Annotated in this window: 19 protein-coding genes and 1 pseudogene; 14 read left to right on the top strand and 6 right to left on the bottom strand. The window is 65.1% G+C overall.

The window, feature by feature from the left end; genetic code table 11:
* The first annotated feature begins 98 nt into the window (after nt 1-98).
* The 5 genes from cobT to ACQR07_RS13500 all read left to right on the top strand — a co-directional run bounded on the left by cobT (nt 99) and on the right by ACQR07_RS13500 (nt 6,180).
* Nucleotides 99-2,000 carry a cobaltochelatase subunit CobT gene (gene cobT, locus ACQR07_RS13520; protein ID WP_434865299.1) on the top strand — a complete coding sequence of 634 codons (1,902 nt, stop codon included), beginning with the start codon at nt 99-101 and terminating at the stop codon, nt 1,998-2,000.
* A 67-nt stretch (nt 2,001-2,067) separates the two neighbouring features.
* Nucleotides 2,068-3,144 carry an esterase-like activity of phytase family protein gene (locus tag ACQR07_RS13515; protein ID WP_434903074.1) on the top strand — a complete coding sequence of 359 codons (1,077 nt, stop codon included), beginning with the start codon at nt 2,068-2,070 and terminating at the stop codon, nt 3,142-3,144.
* A gap of 111 nt (nt 3,145-3,255) precedes the next feature.
* Entirely contained in the window at nt 3,256-4,368 is a 1,113-nt protein-coding gene (locus ACQR07_RS13510; RefSeq protein ID WP_434902770.1) for an NADH:flavin oxidoreductase/NADH oxidase, read from the top strand.
* A gap of 217 nt (nt 4,369-4,585) precedes the next feature.
* Entirely contained in the window at nt 4,586-5,686 is a 1,101-nt protein-coding gene (locus ACQR07_RS13505) for an LLM class flavin-dependent oxidoreductase (protein ID WP_434902769.1), read from the top strand.
* Nucleotides 5,687-5,754: 68 nt separating this feature from the next.
* Complete coding sequence (locus tag ACQR07_RS13500) at nt 5,755-6,180, top strand: hypothetical protein (protein ID WP_434903073.1); 426 nt, start codon at nt 5,755-5,757, stop codon at nt 6,178-6,180.
* Between the two features lie 45 nt (nt 6,181-6,225).
* Here ACQR07_RS13500 and rpsU read toward each other — a convergent pair whose 3' ends face one another.
* The gene (rpsU, locus tag ACQR07_RS13495; RefSeq protein WP_434902768.1) at nt 6,226-6,525 is read right to left on the bottom strand and encodes a 30S ribosomal protein S21; all 300 of its coding nucleotides are present in this window, start codon (nt 6,523-6,525) and stop codon (nt 6,226-6,228) included.
* Nucleotides 6,526-6,976: 451 nt separating this feature from the next.
* Between rpsU and ACQR07_RS13490 the strand changes: the two genes are divergently transcribed.
* From ACQR07_RS13490 to ACQR07_RS13480, 3 genes are all read left to right on the top strand, one after another.
* Nucleotides 6,977-7,186 carry a cold-shock protein gene (locus ACQR07_RS13490; RefSeq protein ID WP_434865306.1) on the top strand — a complete coding sequence of 70 codons (210 nt, stop codon included), beginning with the start codon at nt 6,977-6,979 and terminating at the stop codon, nt 7,184-7,186.
* Nucleotides 7,187-7,301: 115 nt separating this feature from the next.
* A complete protein-coding gene (locus tag ACQR07_RS13485) occupies nt 7,302-7,544 on the top strand; it encodes a transcriptional regulator (RefSeq protein WP_434902767.1) in 243 nt (80 codons plus the stop codon).
* Between the two features lie 82 nt (nt 7,545-7,626).
* Nucleotides 7,627-7,875: a hypothetical protein gene (locus ACQR07_RS13480; protein ID WP_434902766.1), complete on the top strand. Its 249-nt coding sequence runs from the start codon at nt 7,627-7,629 to the stop codon at nt 7,873-7,875.
* A 59-nt stretch (nt 7,876-7,934) separates the two neighbouring features.
* Here ACQR07_RS13480 and ACQR07_RS13475 read toward each other — a convergent pair whose 3' ends face one another.
* Nucleotides 7,935-9,197: a T6SS phospholipase effector Tle1-like catalytic domain-containing protein gene (locus ACQR07_RS13475; RefSeq protein WP_434902765.1), complete on the bottom strand. Its 1,263-nt coding sequence runs from the start codon at nt 9,195-9,197 to the stop codon at nt 7,935-7,937.
* Between the two features lie 315 nt (nt 9,198-9,512).
* Nucleotides 9,513-9,821, bottom strand: coding sequence for a 50S ribosomal protein L28 (gene rpmB / locus ACQR07_RS13470; protein WP_434902764.1), 309 nt, complete (start codon nt 9,819-9,821; stop codon nt 9,513-9,515).
* A 543-nt stretch (nt 9,822-10,364) separates the two neighbouring features.
* On the opposite strand from rpmB, the gene ACQR07_RS13465 reads away from it, so the two are divergent.
* From ACQR07_RS13465 to ACQR07_RS13445, 5 genes and pseudogenes are all read left to right on the top strand, one after another.
* Complete coding sequence (locus ACQR07_RS13465) at nt 10,365-11,213, top strand: DUF3108 domain-containing protein (RefSeq protein WP_434902763.1); 849 nt, start codon at nt 10,365-10,367, stop codon at nt 11,211-11,213.
* Between the two features lie 458 nt (nt 11,214-11,671).
* On the top strand, nt 11,672-15,217 hold the full coding sequence (locus tag ACQR07_RS13460; RefSeq protein ID WP_434902762.1) for a helicase-related protein: 3,546 nt from the start codon (nt 11,672-11,674) through the stop codon (nt 15,215-15,217).
* 60 nt (nt 15,218-15,277) lie between these two features.
* Nucleotides 15,278-15,547, top strand: a pseudogene (locus tag ACQR07_RS13455) (RNA-binding S4 domain-containing protein); the annotation flags it as partial.
* A 114-nt stretch (nt 15,548-15,661) separates the two neighbouring features.
* On the top strand, nt 15,662-16,000 hold the full coding sequence (gene fdxA / locus ACQR07_RS13450) for a ferredoxin FdxA (protein ID WP_434865313.1): 339 nt from the start codon (nt 15,662-15,664) through the stop codon (nt 15,998-16,000).
* Between the two features lie 481 nt (nt 16,001-16,481).
* On the top strand, nt 16,482-17,345 hold the full coding sequence (locus ACQR07_RS13445) for a CarD family transcriptional regulator (RefSeq protein ID WP_434902761.1): 864 nt from the start codon (nt 16,482-16,484) through the stop codon (nt 17,343-17,345).
* 365 nt (nt 17,346-17,710) lie between these two features.
* Here the strand turns inward: ACQR07_RS13445 and ACQR07_RS13440 are convergent, their stop codons facing one another.
* From ACQR07_RS13440 to ACQR07_RS13430, 3 genes are all read right to left on the bottom strand, one after another.
* Nucleotides 17,711-18,646, bottom strand: coding sequence for a hypothetical protein (locus ACQR07_RS13440; RefSeq protein WP_434902760.1), 936 nt, complete (start codon nt 18,644-18,646; stop codon nt 17,711-17,713).
* A gap of 238 nt (nt 18,647-18,884) precedes the next feature.
* The gene (locus tag ACQR07_RS13435) at nt 18,885-20,354 is read right to left on the bottom strand and encodes a M48 family metalloprotease (RefSeq protein ID WP_434902759.1); all 1,470 of its coding nucleotides are present in this window, start codon (nt 20,352-20,354) and stop codon (nt 18,885-18,887) included.
* A 49-nt stretch (nt 20,355-20,403) separates the two neighbouring features.
* Nucleotides 20,404-21,195 (bottom strand): thermonuclease family protein, encoded by a 792-nt coding sequence (locus tag ACQR07_RS13430; RefSeq protein WP_434902758.1) that lies wholly within the window; start codon nt 21,193-21,195, stop codon nt 20,404-20,406.
* 195 nt (nt 21,196-21,390) lie between these two features.
* Between ACQR07_RS13430 and ACQR07_RS13425 the strand changes: the two genes are divergently transcribed.
* Nucleotides 21,391-22,572, top strand: a complete 1,182-nt coding sequence (locus tag ACQR07_RS13425) for an ABC transporter substrate-binding protein (protein ID WP_434903072.1) — start codon at nt 21,391-21,393, stop codon at nt 22,570-22,572.
* The last annotated feature ends 128 nt before the right edge of the window (nt 22,573-22,700 follow it).

Genomic DNA, 22,700 nt, shown 5'->3' with positions numbered 1-22,700 from the left:
CGTTTCGGCCATAGGCTGGAGTTGGCGTCGATACGAATGGATGACCGCCGGTGGTTATGGGTCCCGGCGTTTCGCCGGGACGACACCGCAGGGATCAGATGACCACATCCAACAGCAAACTCCGTCCCGGGACCAAGGAAGCGCCGACCGAGCCGTTCAAGCGCTCGGTGACCGGCTGCCTGCGCGCGATCGCCAGGGCGCCTGAGCTCGAAGTCTCCTTCGCGGCCGAGCGGCCCGGCCTTGCGCCGGGAAAGGCGCGGCTGCCGGAGCCGGCGCGCAAGATGACCAAGCGCGATGCGGCGGTCGTCCGCGGTCACGCCGATTCGATCGCGCTGAAGATCGCCTGCCATGATCCGAAAATCCATCGCAAGCTGATCCCCGGCAATCCGCAGGCGCGCGGCGTGTTCGAGGCGGTCGAGCAGGCGCGCGTCGAGGCGATCGGCGCCAAGCGCATGGCCGGCGTCGCCAAGAATCTCACGGCGATGCTCGACGATCACTTCCATCGCGGCAAGTATGACGAGATCACCGATCGTGCCGATGCGCCGTTGTCGGATGCGCTGGCGATGCTGGTGCGCGAACGTCTCACCGGCATGGCGCCGCCGAATGCGGCGCGCAAGGTGGTCGATCTCTGGCGTCCGTTCCTCGAGGACCGGATCGGCTCCCGGCTCGATGAGCTCGGCCGTTTCACCGAGGACCAGGCCAAGTTCGGCGATCTCGTCCACGACCTTCTCTCGGCGCTCGATCTCGGCGACGAGCGCAATGCCGATTCCGAAGAGGACGAGGACAACGACGATAATCGCGACGGCGACAACGACCAGTCCGGCGCCGAAGGATCGCCGGAATCCGATGCCGCGCAAGAGATGAGTGCCGACCAGGCGCAGACGACCTCGGACGAGATGTCGGAGAGCGCCATGGAGGCGGCGCAGGCCTCCGCCTCCGACACGCTCGACGACGGCGAGCTCGGCGACGACGAGACGCCGGGCGAGGCGACGCGTCCGAACCGCCATGGCGCCAACGAGCCGCGCGGGCCGGAGTATCATGCCTTCGCGCCGAAATTCGACGAGATCATCGCGGCCGAGGATCTGTGCGACCATGACGAGCTGGAGCGGCTGCGCTCCTATCTCGACAAGCAGCTCGCACACCTGCAGGGCATCGTGGCGCGGCTCGCCAACCGGCTGCAGCGCCGGCTGATGGCGCAGCAGAACCGCGCCTGGGAGTTCGACCTGGAAGAGGGGATCCTCGATCCGGCCCGGCTGTCGCGCGTCGTCATCGATCCCTATCAGCCGCTGTCATTCATGCGCGAGAAGGAAGCGACCTTCCGCGACACGGTCGTCACGTTGCTGCTCGACAATTCCGGCTCGATGCGCGGACGGCCGATCACGGTAGCCGCGACCTGTGCCGACATTCTCGCCCGCACCTTGGAGCGTTGCGGCGTCAAGGTCGAGATCCTCGGCTTCACGACACGGGCGTGGAAAGGTGGGCAGTCGCGCGAGGCTTGGCTTGCGGCCGGCAAGCCGGCCAATCCGGGCCGCCTCAACGATCTCCGCCACATCATCTACAAGTCGGCCGACGCGCCGTGGCGTCGTGCCCGGAAAAATCTCGGCCTGATGATGCGCGAGGGATTGTTGAAGGAGAACATCGACGGCGAGGCGCTGGACTGGGCGCACAAGCGCCTGCTTGGCCGGACCGAGCAGCGCAAGATCCTGATGATGATCTCGGACGGCGCGCCGGTCGACGATTCCACGCTGTCTGTCAATGCCGGCAACTATCTCGAACGGCACCTGCGCCACATCATCGAGGAAATCGAGACCCGCTCGCCGGTCGAGCTGATCGCGATCGGCATCGGCCACGACGTCACGCGCTATTACCGCCGTGCAGTGACCATCGTCGACGCCGAGGAACTCGGCGGCGCCATCACCGAGAAGCTCGCCGAATTGTTTACGGAGACCCACGCGGCGCCGCAGCCCGCGCGCGGCCAGAAGCGCAAGCTGCATTCGTAACGGCCATCGGCCGGCTGGGTCTTCCTCCTGCATCGGAGGAGGTGTGGGGGAGGGGGCCCCGCTGACGATGTCGCTGCAGGCGCTCGCCGACCGCAGGCGTTTTCTTGCGCTGGCCATGGGCGGCGTGTCGGCTCTGGCATGGTCCGGCGTCGTCTCGGCGCAAACGGCTCCGCCGCCGGTGCGCAGGCGCGGAGCCGTCGACGAGCACTCCGTCACCTCGGCGGTCAAGATCGAGGTCAAGGCGCGGCCGTTGCCCTCGTTCGACCTGCGCGATCGGACCAAGTTGCGCTTCGGCATGCTGCAATACCGCAGCGGCGTCGCGCTGACCTCGTCCTATCCCGGTTTTGGCGGCCTCTCCGGCATCCGGCTCGATGCCACGGGCCAGCGCTTCCTTGCAATCAGCGACAAGGGTGGCTGGTTCACCGGCCGCATCGTCTATTCCGGTCGCGAGATCGCCGGACTTGCAGATGTCGAAGCGGCGCCCTTGCTCGGTCCGGACGCGCGGCCCATCACCGATCGCGGCTGGTATGATTCCGAGGCGCTCGCGCGTGACGGCGATACCGTCTATGTCGGCCTCGAACGCGTCAACCAGCTGCTGCGCTACGACTTCGGCAAGGGCGGGACCGGCGCGCGCGGCGAGATCGTGCCGCTGCCTCCGGCTGCGAAGCGGCTCCCCAACAATAAGGGGCTGGAAGCGCTGGTGGTCGTGCCGACAGGCCTGCCGCTCGCCGGCACCGTGATCGCGCTGTCCGAGCGCGGAATGGATGCGAACGGCAATCTGCTGGCCTTCCTGATCGGTGGTCCGTCCCCGGGACAGTTCAGCCTCGTGCGCAGCGACGATTTCGATGTCAGCGATGCGGTGCTGCTGCCGTCGGGCGATCTCTTGGTGCTCGAACGCAAGTTCTCGCTGCTCAGCGGCGTCGGCATCCGGATCCGGCGGCTGACGCTGGCTCAGATCGCGCCGGGCGCGCTGGTCGAGGGTCCGGCGATCTTCACCGCCGATCTCGGCCAGGAGATCGACAATCTCGAAGGCATCGACGCGCATGTGACGGCCCAGGGAGAGACCGTTCTGACCTTGGTGTCCGACGACAATTTCTCGATGATCCAGCGCACGCTGCTGCTGCAGTTCACGCTGCTGGAGTAGGGCGCCGCCGCGGCCGCTGCGGCGCTTGCAGCCCTGTTCATCGTTGATACGCGTCGACATCAGTCCAGCGAGATGGTCAGATCGTCCCTTCGATCCAGCCCGGAACCCAGCATGAGCGCCCTGTTCACTCCGATCAAGCTGCGCAGCCTCGAGCTCGCCAACCGCCTCATCGTCTCGCCGATGTGCCAGTACTCGGCCGAGAATGGCGTGGCCAATGATTGGCACTTCACCCACATCAATACGCTGGCGTTGTCTGGTGCCGCGATGTTCTGCATCGAGGCGACGCATGTGGAGCCGATCGGGCGGATCACGCCCGGCTGCCTCGGGCTGTGGGACGACACGACCGAGGCCGCGTTCGCACCGATTCTGGCCTCGGCCCGCAAGCATTCGAACACGGCGATCGCGATGCAGCTCGCCCATGCCGGGCGCAAGGGCTCCAGCCACAAGCCATGGGATGGCGGCCAGCAGATTCCGCTGGCCGATGGCGGCTGGCAGACGGTCGCGCCCTCGTCCCTGCCGCACAAGGACGGCGAGCTCGCGCCGGAGGCGCTCGATCAAGCCGGCCTTGCACGCATTCGCGATGCGTTTGCTTCCGCAGCGCAACGCGCCGCCCGCCTCGGCATCGATGCGATCGAGGTCCACGGCGCACATGGCTATTTGCTGCATCAATTCCTGTCGCCGATCGCCAACCGGCGCACCGACGCCTATGGCGGATCGCTCGAGAACCGCATGCGGTTTCCGCTCGAAATCTTCGACGCGGTGCGCGCCGCCTTCCCTGCGGACAAGCCGGTCGGTCTTCGCGTTTCGGCAACGGACTGGGTCGAGGGTGGCTGGGATCTCGACCAGACGATCGTGCTGGCGCACGAGATCAAGCGCCGCGGCGCCGACTGGATCGATGTGTCATCAGGCGGCGTCTCGCCGCTGCAGAAGATCGCGCTCGGGCCCGGCTATCAGGTGCCGTTCGCCGAAGCGGTCAAGAAGGCCACCGGGCTGCCGACCATGGCGGTCGGTCTGATCACGCAGGCGCAGCAAGCCGAGGAGATCGTGGCGTCGGGCAAGGCCGACATGGTCGCGCTCGCCCGCGGCATGCTCTACGACCCGCGCTGGGGCTGGCATGCCGCAGCCGAGCTCGGCGCGCAGGTGACCGCGCCTCCGCAATATTGGCGCTCGCAGCCGTCGACGCAGAAGGAGCTGTTCGGCAAGACGACGTTCGGCGCACGCTGACGTGCAATCGATCACGGCAATGTTGCGGATCAGCGTTGCATAAATCTGAGGTCATCATTCCGCCAGCGACACAGCGGACGATTGTCGCTGTCTTACGAAGTGCTAGACTTCGCAGACCACGTGCGGCGTTGCCGACTCGGTTGGTCGTGTTTCGTCTCGCGTGACGATGAGCGCATCGCCAAGATGCGCCGCCAAACAAACGCGAGAGGAAAGCGCCATGGAAATTGGATACTTCACGATGCCCTCGCATCCGCCGGAGTGCGGATTGAAGGAAGGGCAGGAGTGGGACCTGCAGGTCCTGCGCTGGCTCGATGAGCTCGGCTATCAGGAAGCGTGGATCGGCGAGCATCACACCGCGCCCTGGGAGCCGCATCCGGCGCCTGACCTGATCCTGGCGCAGGCCTTCCGTGAGACCAAGAACATCAGGCTCGGGCCCGGCGGATTCCTGCTGCCCTATCACCATCCCGCCGAGCTCGCCAATCGCGTCGCGATGCTGGATCACCTGTCCGACGGCCGGCTCAATTTCGGCATCGCCGCATCGGGCCTGCCGAGCGACTGGGCGATGTTCAATGTCGACGGCATGAGCGGCCAGAACCGCGAGATGACCCGCGAGGCGCTGGAGATCATCCTGCGGCTGTGGAACGAGCCGGCGCCGTTCACGCACAAGGGCAAGTACTGGACCGTGACCAAGCCGGACGTGATGTTCGACTTCCTCAAGCCGCACATCAAGCCGGTGCAGGCGCCGCATCCGCCGATCGGCGTCGCCGGGCTGTCGAAGAACTCGGACACCTTGAAGCTCGCCGGCGAGCGCGGCTTTATTCCGATGAGCCTCAACCTCAACCCGGCCTATGTGTCGTCGCACTGGGACTCGGTCGAAGCGGGCGCCGCCAAGTCGGGCCGCACGCCGAACCGCAACGACTGGCGGCTGGTGCGCGAGGTGTTCGTCGCCGAGACCGATGAGGAAGCCTGGCGCTTGTCGTCCGGCGACATGATGGGCCGGATGATGGGCGAGTACTTCCTGCCGCTGCTCAGCCATTTCGGCTTCAAGGACTATCTGAAGCATTCGCCCGACGTGGCCGACTCCGACGTGACGGTGGACTATTGCGCCAAGCGCAACTGGATCATTGGCTCGCCGGCGACGGTGACCGAGAAGATCGAGAAGATCTGGCACGAGGTCGGCGGCTTCGGAACGCTGTGCGTGTTCGGCTTCGACTACAAGCACAAGCCGGAAGCCTGGCACAACTCGCTGCGTCTCCTGAAGCACGAGGTGATGCCGAGGTTGCGCCATCTCAATGCCGGCATGACCAAAGCGGCGTAGGCTTTGGATGCCAGCCGGGCCGGCGGTCGTCGCCGGTCCGGATCAACGAGGCCATGAGAGGCCGTACCATGCGCATCCGTGTCCGCCAGTTTGCCCACGTGCTCGAGCGTTCGGGACTAGCCTTGGCGGGCGCGGCCTGCGGCATGTTCGTCGGCGCCCATGTCGGCTCCAGTGTCCCGGCGCTGACCACCCAGGGTTTCCTGGTGCTGATGATGCTGGCGGGCGCGTTCGGGTTCTACCTCGGCATCGATACGCCGCAGATGCCGTTCCATCCGCACGAGGAGGGGACGCCGGCCGCGAACAAGATCGATGCGGCCGAATTTCTCAGTGCGGTCGGTACGTTTCTCGCAACGCTGACGGCGTTCTTCGCCGTCGGGATCATCATCCTGCGGGAAGACCCGCACATCGTCTGGACTTCCCTGATCATGGCCGGCTGGGTGATCGGTGTGGTGATGCAGATCGTCGCGGGCGCGATTGCACGCATGCGCCACTGAGGTGGAACGCGTCGCGCTGCAATCGACGCCCGGACAAACAACAAACTACGCGCGTGGTGCAGCGGCTCTGGCGGTTGCAGCCGAGCCCGTCGGCTGTCCGGCGCCTGGCCGCGACTGCAGGGGCTTCTTGGCAGGTGCAGGCAGCAAGCCTTCGCGGATGGCCTGCTTGCGCGCCAGTTTGCGCTGGCGCCTGATGGCCTCGGATTTTTCGCGCGCCTTCTGCTCCGATGGTTTCTCATAGGATCTGCGGCGCTTCATCTCGCGGAAGACGCCCTCGCGTTGCATCTTTCGCTTCAGGATGCGCAAAGCCTTTTCGACGTCGTTGTCACGAACAAGAACCTGCAAGCGTCCTCCTTCTCTTCATCTCGCGATGACATCGTTTGGGTAAGTTCGGCGTCTGGGTTAGTTCGGCCGGCGCGACGCTCATCGAGGCGTCACGTTGAACAGGCAAGTTCAGGAAATGAGCTGCGCACGTCGCGCTGAGTGAGACAGCGTGATCCCCTTCGTGGAAGGCGGGAGCACGAGGTGTCTCTCAGCCATCGGTGGCCGGGCCGTTACCGATGGTCCTGACAACATAGGAGCGAAAGATCGACAACGCCAGCGCGGTGGCGCGGCACCGGCGTCTGCAACTATATTTGCCTCGTACCCTTGTAATCCCCGAGAAAGTCTCTACCTTAAGGTCGTTCGATTAGCCGCCGTGCCTTTCTGAATGTGCCCGCGGGCTATTTCCAAAGTCATCGCTCAGTTGAATGTGAGATCGCGCCATCCGCGCGCGATGAATGCTTTGGAGAAAGACATGCCGCAAGGTACCGTGAAGTGGTTCAACGGCCAGAAGGGCTTTGGTTTCATTCAGCCGCAGGACGGCGGCAGTGATGTGTTCGTTCATATCAGCGCCGTCGAGCGTGCTGGTCTGAGCGGTCTGGCCGAGGGCCAAAAGGTCAATTTCGAGCTGAAGACCGATAAAATGCGCGGCAAGGTCAGCGCTGAGAATCTCTCGCTGGCCTGATCGCCCCACGCCATTTCACGGATGTACTGAAATGGCTGGTTCGCCCGCTCAATCTCCTGATTGAGCGGGCCGCTTGCGTTTGTGCTTTGACTGCCGCTTGTGAAAGGATCGGTCGATGGTCATGAAGAAGGCATCGCAGCCCTCGGCTGAAAGCATCGCCCGCGCGCAACGCCGGCAGATCGCCGCCGAGGAGGGAGCGAAGGCGATGGCCGAGTCCGATCGACGCGCGATCGCGGTGCGCCAGAACATGGAGCGCCTGCGGGTGCTGAGATTGGCGAAAGAGGCGGAACAGGCGAAAGCCGCCGCCAATGCGCCGCCCGCCGCGACCCTCAAGCGACGCAAGAAGGTCGCGTCATAGCCCGCTTGCGGTGATATACTGCCGCTGATTCCGGCGAACAGCGTTCCGCGTCCAGATTCACCGTCTTGCCGAGGAGGCTGACGTGACCAGACCCACAACGTCGAACGTGCGCATTTCGAAGGTCGATGCGAGCGACGGAGGGCAGACGATTGCGTTCGCACTTGCGATCGGTGCTGCGAGGCAGGTCTGTCATCTCGAGACCAGCTTCTGCAGTCGCAATCAGGCGCTGGCCTATCTGCAGCGGAACCGCACCATCCTGGAGCAGCGCGCCCGCGAGCTGTTCTTGCGCGGTGAGCTCACCGACGGCGTCATTCATCTGAAGATGATCTGAGGCCGCACGCCGGGATGCGGGCATTTTCGCGACCTTGCGCCGTCTCCACTCGGAGCTGATCATTCCGTCTTCTGCTTAACGGGAAGCGGAACGCGCTCATACGTCGCCGGCAGATTGACCGGGCGGTAGTCTTTCGACTCGGCGATGCGCATCAGTACGCTCTCGTGGATGATGGCACCTTCTGGAATGAAGCGTGGCTCGCAGTTCGGAATGTAGCAGCCGAGATGCACCTTGCGCGCCGGCCACTCCTTGTACTTGGCCTTCTTGGGCAGATATTCGAGCGGACGCCAAGCCGGCGTCATGGAATCGTGCAATGCTCCCTGAATGCTGGGCGCGACATACTGGAACGGACTGTTCTTGCGCTGGACGCCCCAGGCGAGCTGGTTCACGGTGCGGGGATTGACCGCAAGCCCGGCTTCCACCGCCTCGTCGATCATCCAGAGCAGCGGATATTTCGAGGCTGCGGACTCCGCTTCGGGATAGCCGCCGCCGACGTCGCAATGCACGCCGGCGAACCACACTTGCTTGGTGTCCTGCGGGCGCGCCTGCGCCTTGTTGAAGCGGTTGGACGCGAACGTCTGTGGCATGTTCCACGGCTTCAGCCGGAACATGCAGCGCCGCTCGTCCATGGCCGCAGCTTGACGAAAGATGTTGACGCTCGGATTCTCGATCGTGAAGGCGAGTTCTTCGAAGCTCGGTAGAGCGAACAGCCGGTCCGTGCGCGGCACGATGACGCTGGCGACCGTGTCCCATACGCCGACGAAGTGGATCGTCGGCCAGCGTGTCGAGGTGATGCGCGCGAACTGTGCGGCCTGGTCGTCACGGCTCTCCGGGATTGGACCGTCCTCGTCGCTGCTCTCGACTTCCGAGGTGACGCCGCGCCCTGCCTTGGGATTGTCCGACGAATACTTCTTGTAGGCAATCAGGCCCGAGCCGGCGAGATTGATCTGATCGGGCGAGATCAGTCCGACCTTGTGGATCAGCCCGGCCAGCGCGCGCACGGTGTAGGCGCCGCGCGAGAAGCCGAACAGGAAGATGCGATCACCGTCCTGATAGCGCGTCGCCAGGAAGCGATAGGCATTGATGACGTTGTCGTCGAGGCCGTAACCGGTGGCGAGCCCGAGCACCATGTTGAAATTGGCCTTGAAGCGGTGCCAGCTGTCGGGCTGGGTCAAGGTTCCAACGCCGGGGTCGTAGAAGACCGCCTGATGGGGCGTGGTCTTGTCGGTTTTGCGCAGGCAGCGATAGAGCTTCAGGACGTTGGAAATGTTTTCGCTGATCTCGTTGCCGGTGCCGTCGCAGCAGATCACAATATTTTTCATGGCAAAGGAATGTCCGAGATAATGCTACCGCAACGAGTGTAGAGCATCCGGCCGATGTTGGGGAAGTCGGTTCGCCCTGACACTTCGTCTGTGTTGCGCCCGGCGGACTCGTTCCTGCAGGCCGGTCGCCTCGACGGGCCAGGACTCGCCACCATGCGAACCATGGTTCGCATGCCCAACGACAAACAGCACGGGTGACCGCCAAAACGACGACGGCCGGATCTCGCGATCCGGCCGTTCGTCATGTCATGGCGCTCGAAACCCGCGTGCGACGCGTTCGGCTTCGGCGTGTCGTACTGGAACTCAGCTGGCCTTTCAGCTGGCTTTGGCGACCGGAGCGGCCTCGGCGGCCTTCTTCTCGATGGCGCGCTTCAGCTCGAGCGCGCGCGGCGACAGCGCGGCGGCGTTGGCCTTCAGCAGATAGGCGTCGAGGCCGCCATTGTGGTCGACGCTCTTGATGGCGTTGGTCGAGACGCGCAGGCGCACGTTGCGGCCGAGTGCATCCGAGATGAAGGTCACGTTGCACAGGTTCGGCAGGAAGCGCCGCTTGGTCTTGATGTTCGAGTGGCTCACCTTGTGGCCAACCTGGGGGCCCTTGGCCGTCAGTTCACAACGCCGCGACATGGCAATAAATCCTCTCTCATCCCCGCACCCTTCGTCCACCCAAGGTCGGTGGGCCGCGGGGGTCCAAAACTCGTCCAGCTCTTCTCTGGGAGATGCGGTCCTATAGGGGGGATGCGGCTTTTCGTCAAGGTTTTGAAGGCCGCGGCGAATCCGGACGTGGCCGCGGGCCAAAACAGCCGCCCGTCCAGCCGATCATGCCCCCAATGCCTTGGCCCAGGCCGCCGAGCAGCAGAAAAGCGATTGTATAATCAACAGTATAGCTTGCACCTTAGACCATATAAAGGGCGTATTCGAGCGCGATGGATGCTGTCCCGCGAACAGCCCCGAGCGCCAGAACGGCGCGGTGCTGGTGCGGTACCGGAGATTGCGAGCGGTTCCGGCAGCTGCCGGACCAGCGTTGCCGGGCCGGATGCAAAGCGCTGGACAAACCGCCATTGTTGGACGGTTCGCGTTGTTCGAAGGCAGTTTTGGCTTAAGTAGCAGAACGCGTGCCGGATTGACCCGGCGCTCTCAGGCAGGCGGATCGGCAGGATCATCCCTCACGTGACCATCACATCGGCTCTTCCGTTTCGCTCTCCTCGCGCGATTGCAGCGGGGTCCTTCCTGTGCCTGCTGCTGCTCGCCCAGGGCGCGCACGCCCAGGCCCGGCTCGACGCGCAATACACGGCCTCGTTGGCCGGTATTCCTGTCGGCAAGGGCACCTGGGCCGTCGAGATCGCCGATGACCAATACGCGGCGTCCGCGCAAGGCGGCACGGCCGGGTTGCTCAAGAGCTTCTCGCAGGGCTCAGGCACCGGCGCGGTGCAGGGCCGGGTCGTCAACGGCGCCCTGGTCGGGCAGAGCTATCAGGCTTCGACCACGACGGGGAAGAAGTCTGAGCAGATCCATATCAACCTGCAGAACGGCAACGTGAAGGATTTCGCCATCGAGCCGGCGCCCCCGGTCGATCCCGACCGGATCCCGGTCACGGATGCGCACAAGCGCGGCGTGCTCGATCCGATGACCGCTTCGCTGGTGCGTGTGCCCGGCACCGGTGAGCTGCTGTCGCCGGAGTCCTGCCGTGGCGCGGCGCCGGTGTTCGACGGCCGCATGCGCTACGAGCTCAAGCTCGACTACAAGCGCATGGAGAACGTCAAGGCCGACAAGGGCTATCGCGGCACGGCCCTGGTGTGCGCGATCTACTTCACCCCCGTCGCCGGCTACATTCCGGACCGGCCGGTGGTCAAATATCTCGCCCAGGCCCGCAACATGGAAATTTCCTTCGTGCCGATCGCGGGCACGCGTGTCCTGGTGCCTTTCAAGGTGGTCATCCCGACCCCGCTGGGTACCGCAATGCTGGAGGCGACGTCTTTCAACGTCCAGGCGACGCCGCACGTCGCCAAGACGCAATAGGCCCGCCGGCGCGCCGGCGCTGGTTTGGCCGACGCCCGTCATATGGCTCGCGCCTACGCGTCCCGGAATGACCCGCTGTGGATTTTCAAATGGCTGCTGTCTGCGATCAGTGAATCCGTTTGACTCTTGCGCGATTCTGATTCGACTCGGGACTCACTGAACGACGTGCCAGTTCCCTCGCAAAAGCGTTGCTTGTCGCGGCGGCAAAAACTTGATCTAGTGCTGATGAGATCGCAGAGCGCGAGATGTTGCGGTGAACGAAGCCGGAAAGACGATGGAGTCACCGATTCCTTCGTGATTCGTTCTCAAGGCGTTCCGAAGCTTAAGCTGCGTCCCTATATGCGTAGCAATGTGACACAGGGGTGAGGACCCAGCCTCTCAGAACCACGACAAATTCAGCATCCATTGCGCCTGACCCGCGCGCCTGCAACGTCCGCTTCGAGACCCAAATTTAACGAATGGCTTTTTCGTCTTTTTCGGCTGCCTCGCCTTTCGAGCGCACGCCCGATCGCGTTGCCGGCAGCGGCGTCACCGCCGTGCTCGGTCCGACCAACACCGGCAAGACGCATCTGGCGATCGAGCGCATGCTCGCGCATTCCTCAGGAATCATCGGTCTGCCGCTGCGGCTGCTCGCGCGCGAGGTCTACAACAAGATCGCGGATCGGGTCGGCAGCGAGGCTGTCGCGCTGATCACCGGCGAGGAAAAGATCAAGCCGAAGAGCCCGCGCTATTGGGTGTCGACGGTCGAGGCCATGCCGCGGGATCTCGACGTGGCCTTCCTCGCCGTCGACGAGATCCAGATCGCGGCCGATCTCGAGCGCGGCCATGTCTTCACCGACCGCATTCTCAACCGCCGCGGCCGCGACGAGACGCTGCTGCTCGGTGCGGCGACGATGCGCCCGATCATCGAGCGGCTGCTGCCGGGCGCCTCGATGGTAACGCGGCCGCGCTTGTCGCAGCTCGAATTCGCTGGCGATCGCAAGATCACGCGGCAGCCGCGCCGGACTGCGATCGTCGTGTTCTCGGCCGACGAGGTCTATGCGATCGCCGAGCTGATCCGCCGGCAGCATGGCGGCGCCGCCGTCGTGCTCGGCTCGCTGTCGCCGCGCACCCGCAATGCGCAGGTCGCGATGTTCCAGAATGGCGACGTCGACTATCTCGTGGCCACCGACGCCATCGGCATGGGCCTCAATCTCGACGTCGACCATGTCGCCTTTGCCTCCGACCGGAAATATGACGGCTATCAGTTTCGCCGCCTGACACCGTCGGAGTTCGCCCAGATCGCGGGCCGCGCCGGGCGCGCGACGCGCAACGGCACCTTCGGCACCACCGGACGTTGTGCGCCGTTCGAGCCCGAGCTGGTCAACGCGCTGCAGAACCACACCTTCGACAGCGTGAAGGTGCTGCAATGGCGCAACGCGAAGCTCGATTTTGCGTCGTTGAGCGCGCTGCAGGTGTCACTGGCCATGACGCCGGCGCACGAGGCGCTGACCCGCGCGCCGATCGCCGAGGATCTGCGCGTGCTGGATCATGCGGCGCGCGATGCCGAGGTGCGCGACATGGCACATGGTGCGACGGCGGTCGAACGTCTCTGGGAAACCTGCCAGATTCCCGATTATCGCAGGCTGTCGCCGGCCGCCCATGCCGAGCTCGTCACCACCGTGTTCGGCTTCCTGATGCAGAAGGGGCGGATTCCCGACGCCTGGTATGCGGCCCAGGTCGATCAGGCCGACCGGGTCGACGGCGACATCGACACGCTGTCCGGGCGGATTGCACAAATTCGCACCTGGACTTTCGTCGCGAACCGGCCGGATTGGCTTGTTGATCCCGACTATTGGCAGGGTATTACCCGCGAACTCGAAAATAAATTGTCAGACGCCCTTCATGAACGGCTCACGGAGCGTTTCGTTGATCGTCGTACCAGTGTATTGATGCGGCGCCTGCGGGAGAACAGTGTTTTGAATACGGAAATCGGCAAGACCGGCGAAGTGATCGTTGAAGGGCACGCGATCGGCCGCCTGGATGGATTCACGTTTGCGCCCGACGCCGCCGAGGCTGGCTCGGACGCCAAGGCCCTGCAGGCTGCCGCCCAGAAGGCTTTGGCCGGCGAGATCGAAGCGCGCGCCGAGAAGCTGTCCAACGCGCCCGACGAGCACATCGTGCTCACGGCCGACGGAACCGTGCGCTGGACCGGCGATGCCGTTGCCAAGCTCGTTGCTGCCGACGACGCGCTGCATCCGCGGCTGCGCATCATCGCTGACGAGCGCCTCACGGGCGCGGCGCGCGACAAGGTGCAGGCCCGGCTCGACCTGTGGCTGAAGACGCATGTCGAGAAGTTGCTCGGGCCCTTGTTCGAGCTGTCCAAGGCCGAGGACATCACCGGCATCGCGCGGGGCATCGCCTTCCAGCTGGTGGAGGCGCTCGGCGTCATCGAGCGCACGAAAATCGCCAACGAGATGAAGGATCTCGACCAGCCTTCGCGCGCGGTCCTGCGCAAATATGGCGTGCGCTTCGGCGCCTATCACATCTACGTCCCGGCCTTGCTGAAGCCTGCCGCGCGCGCGCTCGCCGCGCTGTTGTGGGCGGAGAAGCAGGGCAATGTCGACATGTCCGCGCTGACCGGCGCGCAGCATTTGGCGAGCTCGGGACGGACCTCGTTCCCGGCCGACAAGGCGCTGCCGCGGGATGCTTATCGCGTGCTCGGCTACAAGCAGGCGGGTGAGCGCGCGGTGCGCGTCGACATCCTGGAGCGCCTCGCCGATCTGATTCGTCCCGCTTTGGCCTGGCGCGAGAACGCAGCCGGTGAGAAACCGGCAGGAGCCTTCGATGGCCGCGGCTTCGTCGTGACCCAGGCGATGACCTCGCTGACCGGTTCGGCCGGCGAGGATTTCGCCTCGGTCCTGCGCGCACTCGGCTACCGGATGGAGAAGCGTGCGCCGCTGCCGCCCAAGGTGGTCGAGAAGCCGGCCGAGACGCCTGCGTCCGGCGAGGCTGCTGCCACAACGGAGGCGGCACCAGCCGATGACGCGGCTCAGCCTGTCGAGGCTGGCGCTGGCGAGGAGGTGCCGACGGTCGCGGAAGCTGCCGTCGCCCCCGTCACCGAGCAGGTGATGGCCGCGCCTGAGACGCCCTCGGTGGATGATATGGCAGCGGTCCAGGCGGAGCCTGAGCCGCCGGTGTCGACGATGGCCTCGCTGCCGACCGTCGACTTCGTGACACCAGCAGCGGCGGGTGTCGCGCCGGTTGCTGTTCCTGCGGCCGAGCCGACGGACGAGCCGGCTTCAGACGCGATGAGCGCTGACGCCAGCGCAGCCGATGGTCATCCCGACCCGGTGCAGTCCGAAACCGCCGAGGCGGCGCCGGCCGAAACGGCCCCGTCTCCTGAAGCGGCCCCGTCTGCCGAAGTGACCCCGGCCGAAGCGGCGCAGACGCCCGCCGAGCCGGTGCTGGTCGAGGTCTGGCGTCCGGGTGGCCGCTCCGAGGAACGCCGGCCGCGGCATGAGCATCATCAGCGCAACAGGCATCACCGCCCGCAGCACGACCGCGGACAGGCCGCAGGCGGCGAGCAGCCGACTGCCGGTGCCGCGCCGGCTGAAGGCGAGGCGCGTGATCGCCATCGCGGCCATGGCCGCCGCGATCGGGTCAAGGAGTTCGGCAAGGACTTCCGCAAGGGACCGCCGCGCGAGGGCGGCGATGCGGCGGCCGCCGCCGCGACGCCTGCGCGTGAGGACCGCGGTCCGCGCCGTGACCACGACGCCAAGGGGCGCGATCAGAACCGCGATCGCAATAAGGGCGGCAAGTTCGGCGGTGACCGCGAGGGACGCGGTGGCCGCGACTTCGGCAAGGGCGGCCGCGACAAGCGCGAGGGCGGTCCGGCGCTGCGGCCCTACGCCTCGAGCGGTGGCGGCGGCGGTGGGCGTGACCGGCCGGTCGATCCGAACTCGCCGTTCGCCAAGCTCGCCGCGCTCAAGGAGCAGTTGGCGGCGAACAACCGCAAGGACTGATTCCCGCGTGATCGCGCGGGCCGAGCCGGAAGGACCACGCCGACGTCCGACGCCCCTTCAGAGCGCCAGCGCCTCGACAAATGGCTGTGGCATGCGCGGGTGGTGAAGGCCCGCACCAGTGCCGCGGCCCTGGTGTCCTCGGGCCATGTCCGCATCAACGGCGCCCGCGAGACCTCGCCGGGTCACGGCGTGAAGATCGGCGACGTGCTGACGATCGCGCTCGACCGCAATGTCCGCGTGCTCAAGGTCGCCGGCTTCGCCGAGCGCCGTGGCGACGCGAGCGCGGCGCGCGGCCTGTACGATGATGTCGAAGGCACCGGCCGATCGTGACCGGCTGTGTCGAAGCCGCGCGCGGTTCAGTTCTTGGTCCTGCCTGACTTGCGGCACACCACGTCCTGCGCTAGTGCAGGCCAGCCGATTTGTCGATCCGTTCCGGAGCCCTGGATGACTTACGTCGTCACCGAAAACTGCATCAAATGCAAATACACCGATTGCGTTGAGGTCTGCCCGGTAGACTGTTTCTACGAGGGCGACAACATGCTCGTGATTCATCCGGACGAATGCATCGACTGCGGCGTCTGCGAACCGGAATGCCCGGCCGATGCCATCAAGCCGGACACCGAGCCGGGGCTGGAAAAATGGCTCGGCGTCAACGCCGAATACGCCAAGTCCTGGCCCAACATCACCCAGAAGAAGGACCCGCCGGCCGACGCCAAGGAGCACGACGGCGAGCAGGGCAAGTTCGAAAAATTTTTCTCGCCCAAGCCCGGCGCCGGCGACTGAGCCGGACCGGCCGTACGGAGGCCCCGTCCAGCTGCGAATCGCAGCCAGTGGGAATCACAGCGCGCAAACAACGAGGTAGGACGATTTTACGGCCGGCGGGACGGCCGTAAAATTTTTCGAATTAAGCGCATCCCACTTAACCCTAACTTTGCGGATCCGTCACAATCCCGCCCCTGCGCCCTCTAAATCATTGATTTTTGCGGGGAATGTGCTATATATGGCACATTCTTCGAGCCGAACCCGGCCATGCGTATATTTTTGGCCGCCCTTTTAGGTTCCGCAACATCAAACAGGGGCGTGGCAGTTCCGCGCGCAGGCTGTGTCACAGAAAACGCGTAAAAAGAGTGCTTCCAAGAGTACAAAAAAAGCCGCCGCGGCCAGCCGCAGCGTTTCCAAGGGCCGTGCCCGTACTCCTGTAAAGGAGACCAGGGCTGCCGCGAAGGCTTCGGCTGCCAAGTCCACCAAGAACAAAAGAAGCGCAATGCCTGAAAAGACTGCCAAGACTGCCGCGAAAGCATCCGCCGCTAAGACCACTCTTGCCAAGGACTCTGTTGCGAAGACCGCTGCGAAGCCGGCTGCTGCGCCGAAGGTGACCAAGACGGCCGCGCCTGCTGCCGCGGCTGCCCCTGTCGCCAAGGCGGCCCCTGTTGCTGCCAAGCCGCCCGTCGCTGCCAAGCCGGCCGCCGCTCCCGCGCCTGCCGCTGCTGCGCCGCGCGTCGAGGAGAAGAAGCTGCCGACCCAGCGCCAGGGCTTCAAGACCAACGAATTCGTCGTCTATCCGGCTCACGGCGTCGGCCAGATCCTGGCCATCGAGGAGCAGGAGATCGCGGGCGCCAAGCTCGAGCTGTTCGTCATCAATTTCATCAAGGACAAGATGACGCTGCGCGTGCCGACCGCCAAGGTCACCAATGTCGGCATGCGCAAGCTGTCAGACCCGGCGCTGGTGAAGAAGGCGCTCGAGACCCTGAAGGGCCGTGCCCGCGTCAAGCGCACGATGTGGTCGCGCCGCGCTCAGGAATACGAAGCGAAGATCAATTCGGGCGACATCGTCGCGATCGCCGAGGTCGTGCGCGACCTGTATCGCTCGGAGTCGCAGCCGGAGCAGTCCTACAGCGAACGGCAGCTCTATGAAGCTGCGCTCGACCGGCTGTCGCGCGAGATCGCGGTTGTGCAGCACTCGACCGAGACCGAGGCCGTCAAGGAGATCGAGACGCAGCTCGCCAAGAGCCCGCGCCGCGGCGCCAAGACCGAAGCCGATGCGGTCGCCGAGGGCGATGCCGACGCCGAGGGTGATGCCGACGACATCGACGGCGACGACACCGCCGTGGCCGACGAGGCCGCCTGATCGACCGTGACTGCGTTTTCCAATTAGTTGCTTACGAGAGCCCGGCCGAAAGGTCGGGCTTTTTGTTTGACGGGCCGCTTGTTGGAGGCGCTGGTCGAACGGCGCGGTTTGGCTGCAACGTCCATGCGTCTTCGCCGCGCATGTGCTTTCAATGGGACCCTGCGTGTCTCCGCAATCTCGGTGTCGCCGGGACCCATAACCACCGGCTCCAGCGAGAGAGCGCGCTGGAGCTCCAGCCCATCGCACTATTTGCTCCTGTGGTTATGGATCACGGGTCGGCGCCCGGCAACGCTGGCGCGTTGCCAAGCTTGCCCGGGATGACGGTCTTTGCTGAGAGAGGGGGGCTGCAAAGCACTGTCCGGGCTTTAACGGGCAGCCTCGGACTCGAGCGTCTTGATCGTGATCGGCCGCAGCAGCAGCGTATTCAGCTCGGGAATACGCGCGGCCGGAAGACGATATGGCGCCGTTTGTCCGCTCCACATCTCCACAGCCCGCCAGCCGACGTTGAAGATCGCGAGCGCCGGTGCATCGGCTCGCATGAGCCGAGCCATCTGCTCGTGGAGCGGTCTGAGCGGGTCATAGTAGTCGACGACGAACTCCGGCAGATCGATCGGCGGCAGCGCTCGATAGCCGGCCTGCATGATCCAGGCGAGACCCCGCTCGTCGACGGCGCAGCACACTCGCGTTCCACTGAAGCCGCCGCCGCACAGCCCGGTTTCGATCCAGCAATCGTTCTGCCAGTCCTCGTAGCCAAACAGCATGCCCTCCAGCCGCTCGAAATACTCGTTCCAGCCGCCGTGCGCCTTCCGTGCCGCGCCCCACACCAGCTTTATCGCGGGAACGCGCCACTCCTCACCCTTGGCGGTGAAGTAGACGGATCGCGTTCCTTCCGTGCCTAGTTCGCTGGCCGTTCTGTTGTCGAAGGGCTCAAGCTCGACCTCCTTGTGCAGCCGTCCTGCCGCAAACCACTCGTCAAAGCGGCTTTCGCCCTCGAAGCTCATCGGTGGATAGGCTTCGACGAACAGCGCCAGCTTCTTGCGGCCATCGAGCAGCAGCGGCAACTCGTAGCCGGTGTGGATCAGGTAGGGCGCGGTCTGGATCGGATGAATGCGATCAACGATGAACTCGCGATCGGGAAAGTCGAGAGCGGTCCAGTCGAGGCTGATCCCGAAGGCCTCGCACAGCGCCTGCGCCTCGGCATCATCAAGATAGTACATCCATTCGAGGTCGGTGTCGTCGGCGTGCCCATCGAGCAGCGCGCGGAGCCGATCGAGATCGGTGACGGCGAACCGGGCCTGCAACACTGGGCACCATTGCTCGCGATCGAACAACGACAACTGGAAAAGGTGAGGAGCCGGGGAGGGGGCGGTCATACCGCCGATATTGGCAAACGGTCGTGTCACCGCCAATCGATCGCGCGCCGCGCAGAACGTCGTCTCGCTTATGAAGTTAAGGCCCGCAAAACGGGATGTTCAAACTCAGCTCGCTTTGCTTGCGGCGGTCGGGCTTCGCCCCATACCTCAGGTCCTCAGTTCTCGCTCACTCCACCACGATCTTGACGCGGTCGCGGACCTTGACCTGGGCGCGGGCGTCGAGGCCGTTGAGGACGCGGAAGCGCTCGATCGGGCGGTCGACGCCGGACATGCGGTGCGCCAGCGATTCCACCGTGTCGCCGGGCTGCACGGTGATCACCTTGATGCGCAGCGGCCGGGCCGACTGAATCTCGTCCAGGCTGAGCCGGCGGAAAGAGTTCACGGTCTCCCGCGCGTTGCGCTCGCTCTCGGTGGTCTTCTGCCGGGAGGCGAAGATGAAGCGGTAGACGTCGCTGCCGACGCGTAGCGCATAGACCTTGAACTGCCAGGGATCGCCGCTCGCCGTCGTCGCGGCCGCCGGGAAGCCGTTGATGGTCAGCTCCTCGGTCGCCGACTTGTCGACGTTCTCCATCCAGCCGGAATTGAGATAGTCGCCGAGGGTCTGGCGGGGGGACACGCGCACCACGTCGAAGCGCATCGCCTGGGCGCCGCCCTCGCGTACGCCGATCACGGCCTGCGCGGTGTTGTCGAGGGAGAAGTTCTCCGGCGCCTGGAAGGTGAAGCCGAGCTTCGGATGCAGGAAGCGCCGGCCGCGGACGAAGCCCTCGCTCGGATCCTCGCCGTAGACGATGTTGTCGACTGCGGCGAGATAGCTCTCGCGGTCATGCTCCTTGGCGTCGGCCGAGACGTATTGCTTGGCGATCGCCGCGGCGTTCTGCACCCGCTCCGGGGTCGCCGGATGCGACGACAGGAAATCCTGCGCTCGCGGGTCGATCGCGACCTTGCCGGCCTTCAGCTCGGCATTGCGCTCCATAGACGACAGGAACCGGGCCGCGCCATAGGGATCGAACTTGGCCTTGGCCGAGATGCCGACGCCGATGCCGTCGGCCTCGAACTCCTGGGTGCGCGAGAAGCTCGCCATCGTCAGCTTGGTCTTGGCGAGCGCGAGTGCCGTCAGATCCGGATCGTTGTTGCCCATGTCGGACACGACCCGCGTCACCACGGCGGCCTGGCGCGCCTGGTCCTCGCGGATGGCGGCGTGGCGCGCCAACACGTGGGCCATCTCGTGGCTCAGCACCGAGGACAGCTCGGAGGTGTCGTTGGCGAGCGCGATCAGGCCGCGCGTGACGTAGAGCTGGCCGGTCGGCAGCGCGAAGGCGTTGACGGCCCCCGAATTCAGGATCGTGACCTTGTAGCCCTGATCGGGGCGATCGGAGACGGCAACGAGGCGATCGACGATGCGGCTGATCAACCCTTCGAGCTGGGGATCCTCGTAGGCGCCGCCATAGGTTGCAAGAATGCGCTCATGCTCGCGATCGCTGGCCGGCGTGGTCTGCACCATCGCCGGCTTCGGACGCGGCGTCGGCAGCGGCGCGGCCGCCTGCTGCAGCTTGCCCATGTCGCTGCAGCCAGCCAGCGCCAGCCCCGCGCACAGCAAAACCGGTGCGATCCGCGAACCGCAGCTCAGCATCCTCATGCGTGCACGAACAGACAAATTCACGTCGCTACTCACGTACCTTCGCGGATCAGTTGCCGCCCAAAATCTCGATCTGTGCGATCTGCGTCAGTTCCAGTCTCGGGCCTTGTTGCGCCTCAACCCATCCGCGCACTCGAACTCGGCGATTCGCAAGTGATTTCGTATCGATGCCGGCACCTTCCAATACCGCCAGCATACGCTTTGGAATAATCACCGAGAAGCCCCGTGTCCAGTTACGAGCGAAGTTCAGATAAGTTGTTGTCCCTGTCTGTCGTACGGACAACACCTTCCCTTCGACAACCGTAAATAGCCCTGTGCGAGCCAAAATATCGTCTGGACTTTCGGCGTTTTTTATGACGGTCCCAATCTTCCAGACACCGCGTCCGCCAGCGCGCGCCTCCGCCTCGGCCGCATCCAGGCTGGCGGCGCAATCCCGGTCCGGCACGTCGATGCCGCGCAGCACGGCGCCCTGCCGGAGCAGCTCGGCCTGTACCGGCAAGTCGGCACCGGGCAGGAACGCGAACGCCCGCTGCCGGCCGTAGCGGTCGGGTGCGTCGTCCTCGCCGCGCAGCATCACGTCGCGGTCACCCAGCACGGCGCGCAGCGCGTCCATCGCGGCTGTGCGCTCCTCGGATGGCGGGACCTCGATCCCGGCGAGCCTGATCTCGCGGCCGTCGCTGAGCCTGAGGCTGCGTGGGTCGACGACGTCGCTCACATGCCCGTCGCCGAGCTCGGCGAACGCACACGGTGCGGCACGACTCGTCGATGCCGCCGCGAGTGTTGCGATCAGGATGGCACTGGTGAACCAGAGTCTGCAGGTGATGTTGCGTGTACGCGCCATGCCGCATCGTCGCACGAAATATCCGTTCCACTGAGCGGAAAACAGCGGCGTGTTGGTGCTTTGTTGGGCGCTTGCCGCATCCGCGGTCGTGCGCCATGATGCGAACTATCAACGAGGCCGCCGCCATGCAGCGCGCGCCCTGCAGGGAGGAAATCGATGAGCACAATCATGCGCGGCGCGGCGGCGTCGCTGTTCATGCTGGCATCGGCGCTGACATTGTCCGCGGGCGCAGCTCACGCGCAGAGCAAGCCGCTGAAGATCGGCGGCATTCTCGACATGTCGAGCCTCTACGCCGACATCACCGGCGTCGGCAGCGAGACCGCGGCGAAGATGGCAGTGGAGGATTTCGGCGGCGAGGTGCTGGGACGCAAGATCGAGGTGCTCGCGGCCGATCATCTCAACAAGGCCGATCTCGCCGCCAACATCGCCCGAGACATGCTCGACAACCAGGGCGTCGAGATGATCTGGGATGTCGCGGCCTCGGCCACGGCGCTTGCCGCAGGCGAGATCGCCAAGGCGCGCAACAAGATCATCATCTTCAACGGCCCGGGTTCGGTCAGGCTGTCGAACGAGGCCTGCGGCCCCTACACCGTGCATTATGTGTTCGACACCTTCGGGCAGGCCAACGTCACTGGCCTCGCCGCAGTGAAATCCGGCCTCGACAGCTGGTTCTTCCTCACCGCCGACTACGCCTTCGGCCAGGACCTCGAGAAGGACACCAGCGCGGTCGTGGTGAAGTCGGGCGGCAAGGTGGTCGGCAGCGTCCGGCATCCGCTCAATACGTCGGACTTCTCGTCCTTCCTGCTGCAGGCGCAGGCCTCCAAGGCCAAGGTGATCGGCCTCGCCAATGCCGGCGGCGACACCATCAACGCGATCAAGCAGGCGGCCGAGTTCGGCATCACCAAAGGCGGCCAGAAGCTGTCGCCGCTGCTCGCCTTCGTGTCCGACATCGACAGCGTCGGGCTGGAGACGGCGCAGGGCCTGCTGGTCGCAGAGGCGTTCTACTGGGATCTCAACGACGACACCCGCGCCTTCACCAAGCGTTTCATGGAGCGCACCAAGCGCGTCCCGACCTCGGCGCAGGCCGGCGTCTACTCGTCGGTCACGCACTATCTCAAGGCGGTGAAGGCCGCAGGCACCACCGACCCGGACGCCGTGATGAAGCTGATGAGGGCGACCCCGATCAACGACATGTTCGCCAAGAACGGCCGCATCCGCGAGGATGGCCGCATGGTGCACGACATGTATCTGTTCGAGGTCAAGAAGCCGTCGGAGTCGAAAGGCAAGTCGGATGACTACAAGCTGCTGGCGACCGTGCCCGCCAACGAGGCGTTTCAGTCGCTGGAGCTGTCGCGCTGTCCGCTGGTGAAGAAGTGACGGCCGCGGGAGCCGTTGGTGCGACATAACATGCCGGCTCATCGACGACGTCGTCGTTCCGGGGCAACGCGTAGCGTTGAACAGGGAACCTCGACATGAGTCCCTCATCTCCGGGATTCCGGGTTCGA

This window comes from Bradyrhizobium sp. HKCCYLS20291 (assembly GCF_051167715.1).
GTDB lineage: Bacteria > Pseudomonadota > Alphaproteobacteria > Rhizobiales > Xanthobacteraceae > Bradyrhizobium.
This window is presented reverse-complemented; position numbering and strand designations above follow the sequence as displayed.

Excerpts from the sequence above, each read along its gene's own strand:
- ACQR07_RS13505 (WP_434902769.1), top strand. The coding sequence starts at position 4,586 with ATGGAAATTGGATACTTCACGATGCCCTCGCATCCGCCGGAGTGCGGA.
- ACQR07_RS13430 (WP_434902758.1), bottom strand. The coding sequence starts at position 21,195 with ATGGCGCGTACACGCAACATCACCTGCAGACTCTGGTTCACCAGTGCC.
- ACQR07_RS13490 (WP_434865306.1), top strand. The coding sequence starts at position 6,977 with ATGCCGCAAGGTACCGTGAAGTGGTTCAACGGCCAGAAGGGCTTTGGT.
- ACQR07_RS13500 (WP_434903073.1), top strand. The coding sequence starts at position 5,755 with ATGCGCATCCGTGTCCGCCAGTTTGCCCACGTGCTCGAGCGTTCGGGA.
- ACQR07_RS13515 (WP_434903074.1), top strand. The coding sequence starts at position 2,068 with ATGTCGCTGCAGGCGCTCGCCGACCGCAGGCGTTTTCTTGCGCTGGCC.
- ACQR07_RS13485 (WP_434902767.1), top strand. The coding sequence starts at position 7,302 with ATGGTCATGAAGAAGGCATCGCAGCCCTCGGCTGAAAGCATCGCCCGC.
- ACQR07_RS13460 (WP_434902762.1), top strand. The coding sequence starts at position 11,672 with ATGGCTTTTTCGTCTTTTTCGGCTGCCTCGCCTTTCGAGCGCACGCCC.
- cobT (WP_434865299.1), top strand. The coding sequence starts at position 99 with ATGACCACATCCAACAGCAAACTCCGTCCCGGGACCAAGGAAGCGCCG.
- ACQR07_RS13510 (WP_434902770.1), top strand. The coding sequence starts at position 3,256 with ATGAGCGCCCTGTTCACTCCGATCAAGCTGCGCAGCCTCGAGCTCGCC.
- fdxA (WP_434865313.1), top strand. The coding sequence starts at position 15,662 with ATGACTTACGTCGTCACCGAAAACTGCATCAAATGCAAATACACCGAT.
- ACQR07_RS13435 (WP_434902759.1), bottom strand. The coding sequence starts at position 20,354 with ATGAGGATGCTGAGCTGCGGTTCGCGGATCGCACCGGTTTTGCTGTGC.
- ACQR07_RS13445 (WP_434902761.1), top strand. The coding sequence starts at position 16,482 with ATGCCTGAAAAGACTGCCAAGACTGCCGCGAAAGCATCCGCCGCTAAG.
- rpmB (WP_434902764.1), bottom strand. The coding sequence starts at position 9,821 with ATGTCGCGGCGTTGTGAACTGACGGCCAAGGGCCCCCAGGTTGGCCAC.
- ACQR07_RS13475 (WP_434902765.1), bottom strand. The coding sequence starts at position 9,197 with ATGAAAAATATTGTGATCTGCTGCGACGGCACCGGCAACGAGATCAGC.
- ACQR07_RS13425 (WP_434903072.1), top strand. The coding sequence starts at position 21,391 with ATGCTGGCATCGGCGCTGACATTGTCCGCGGGCGCAGCTCACGCGCAG.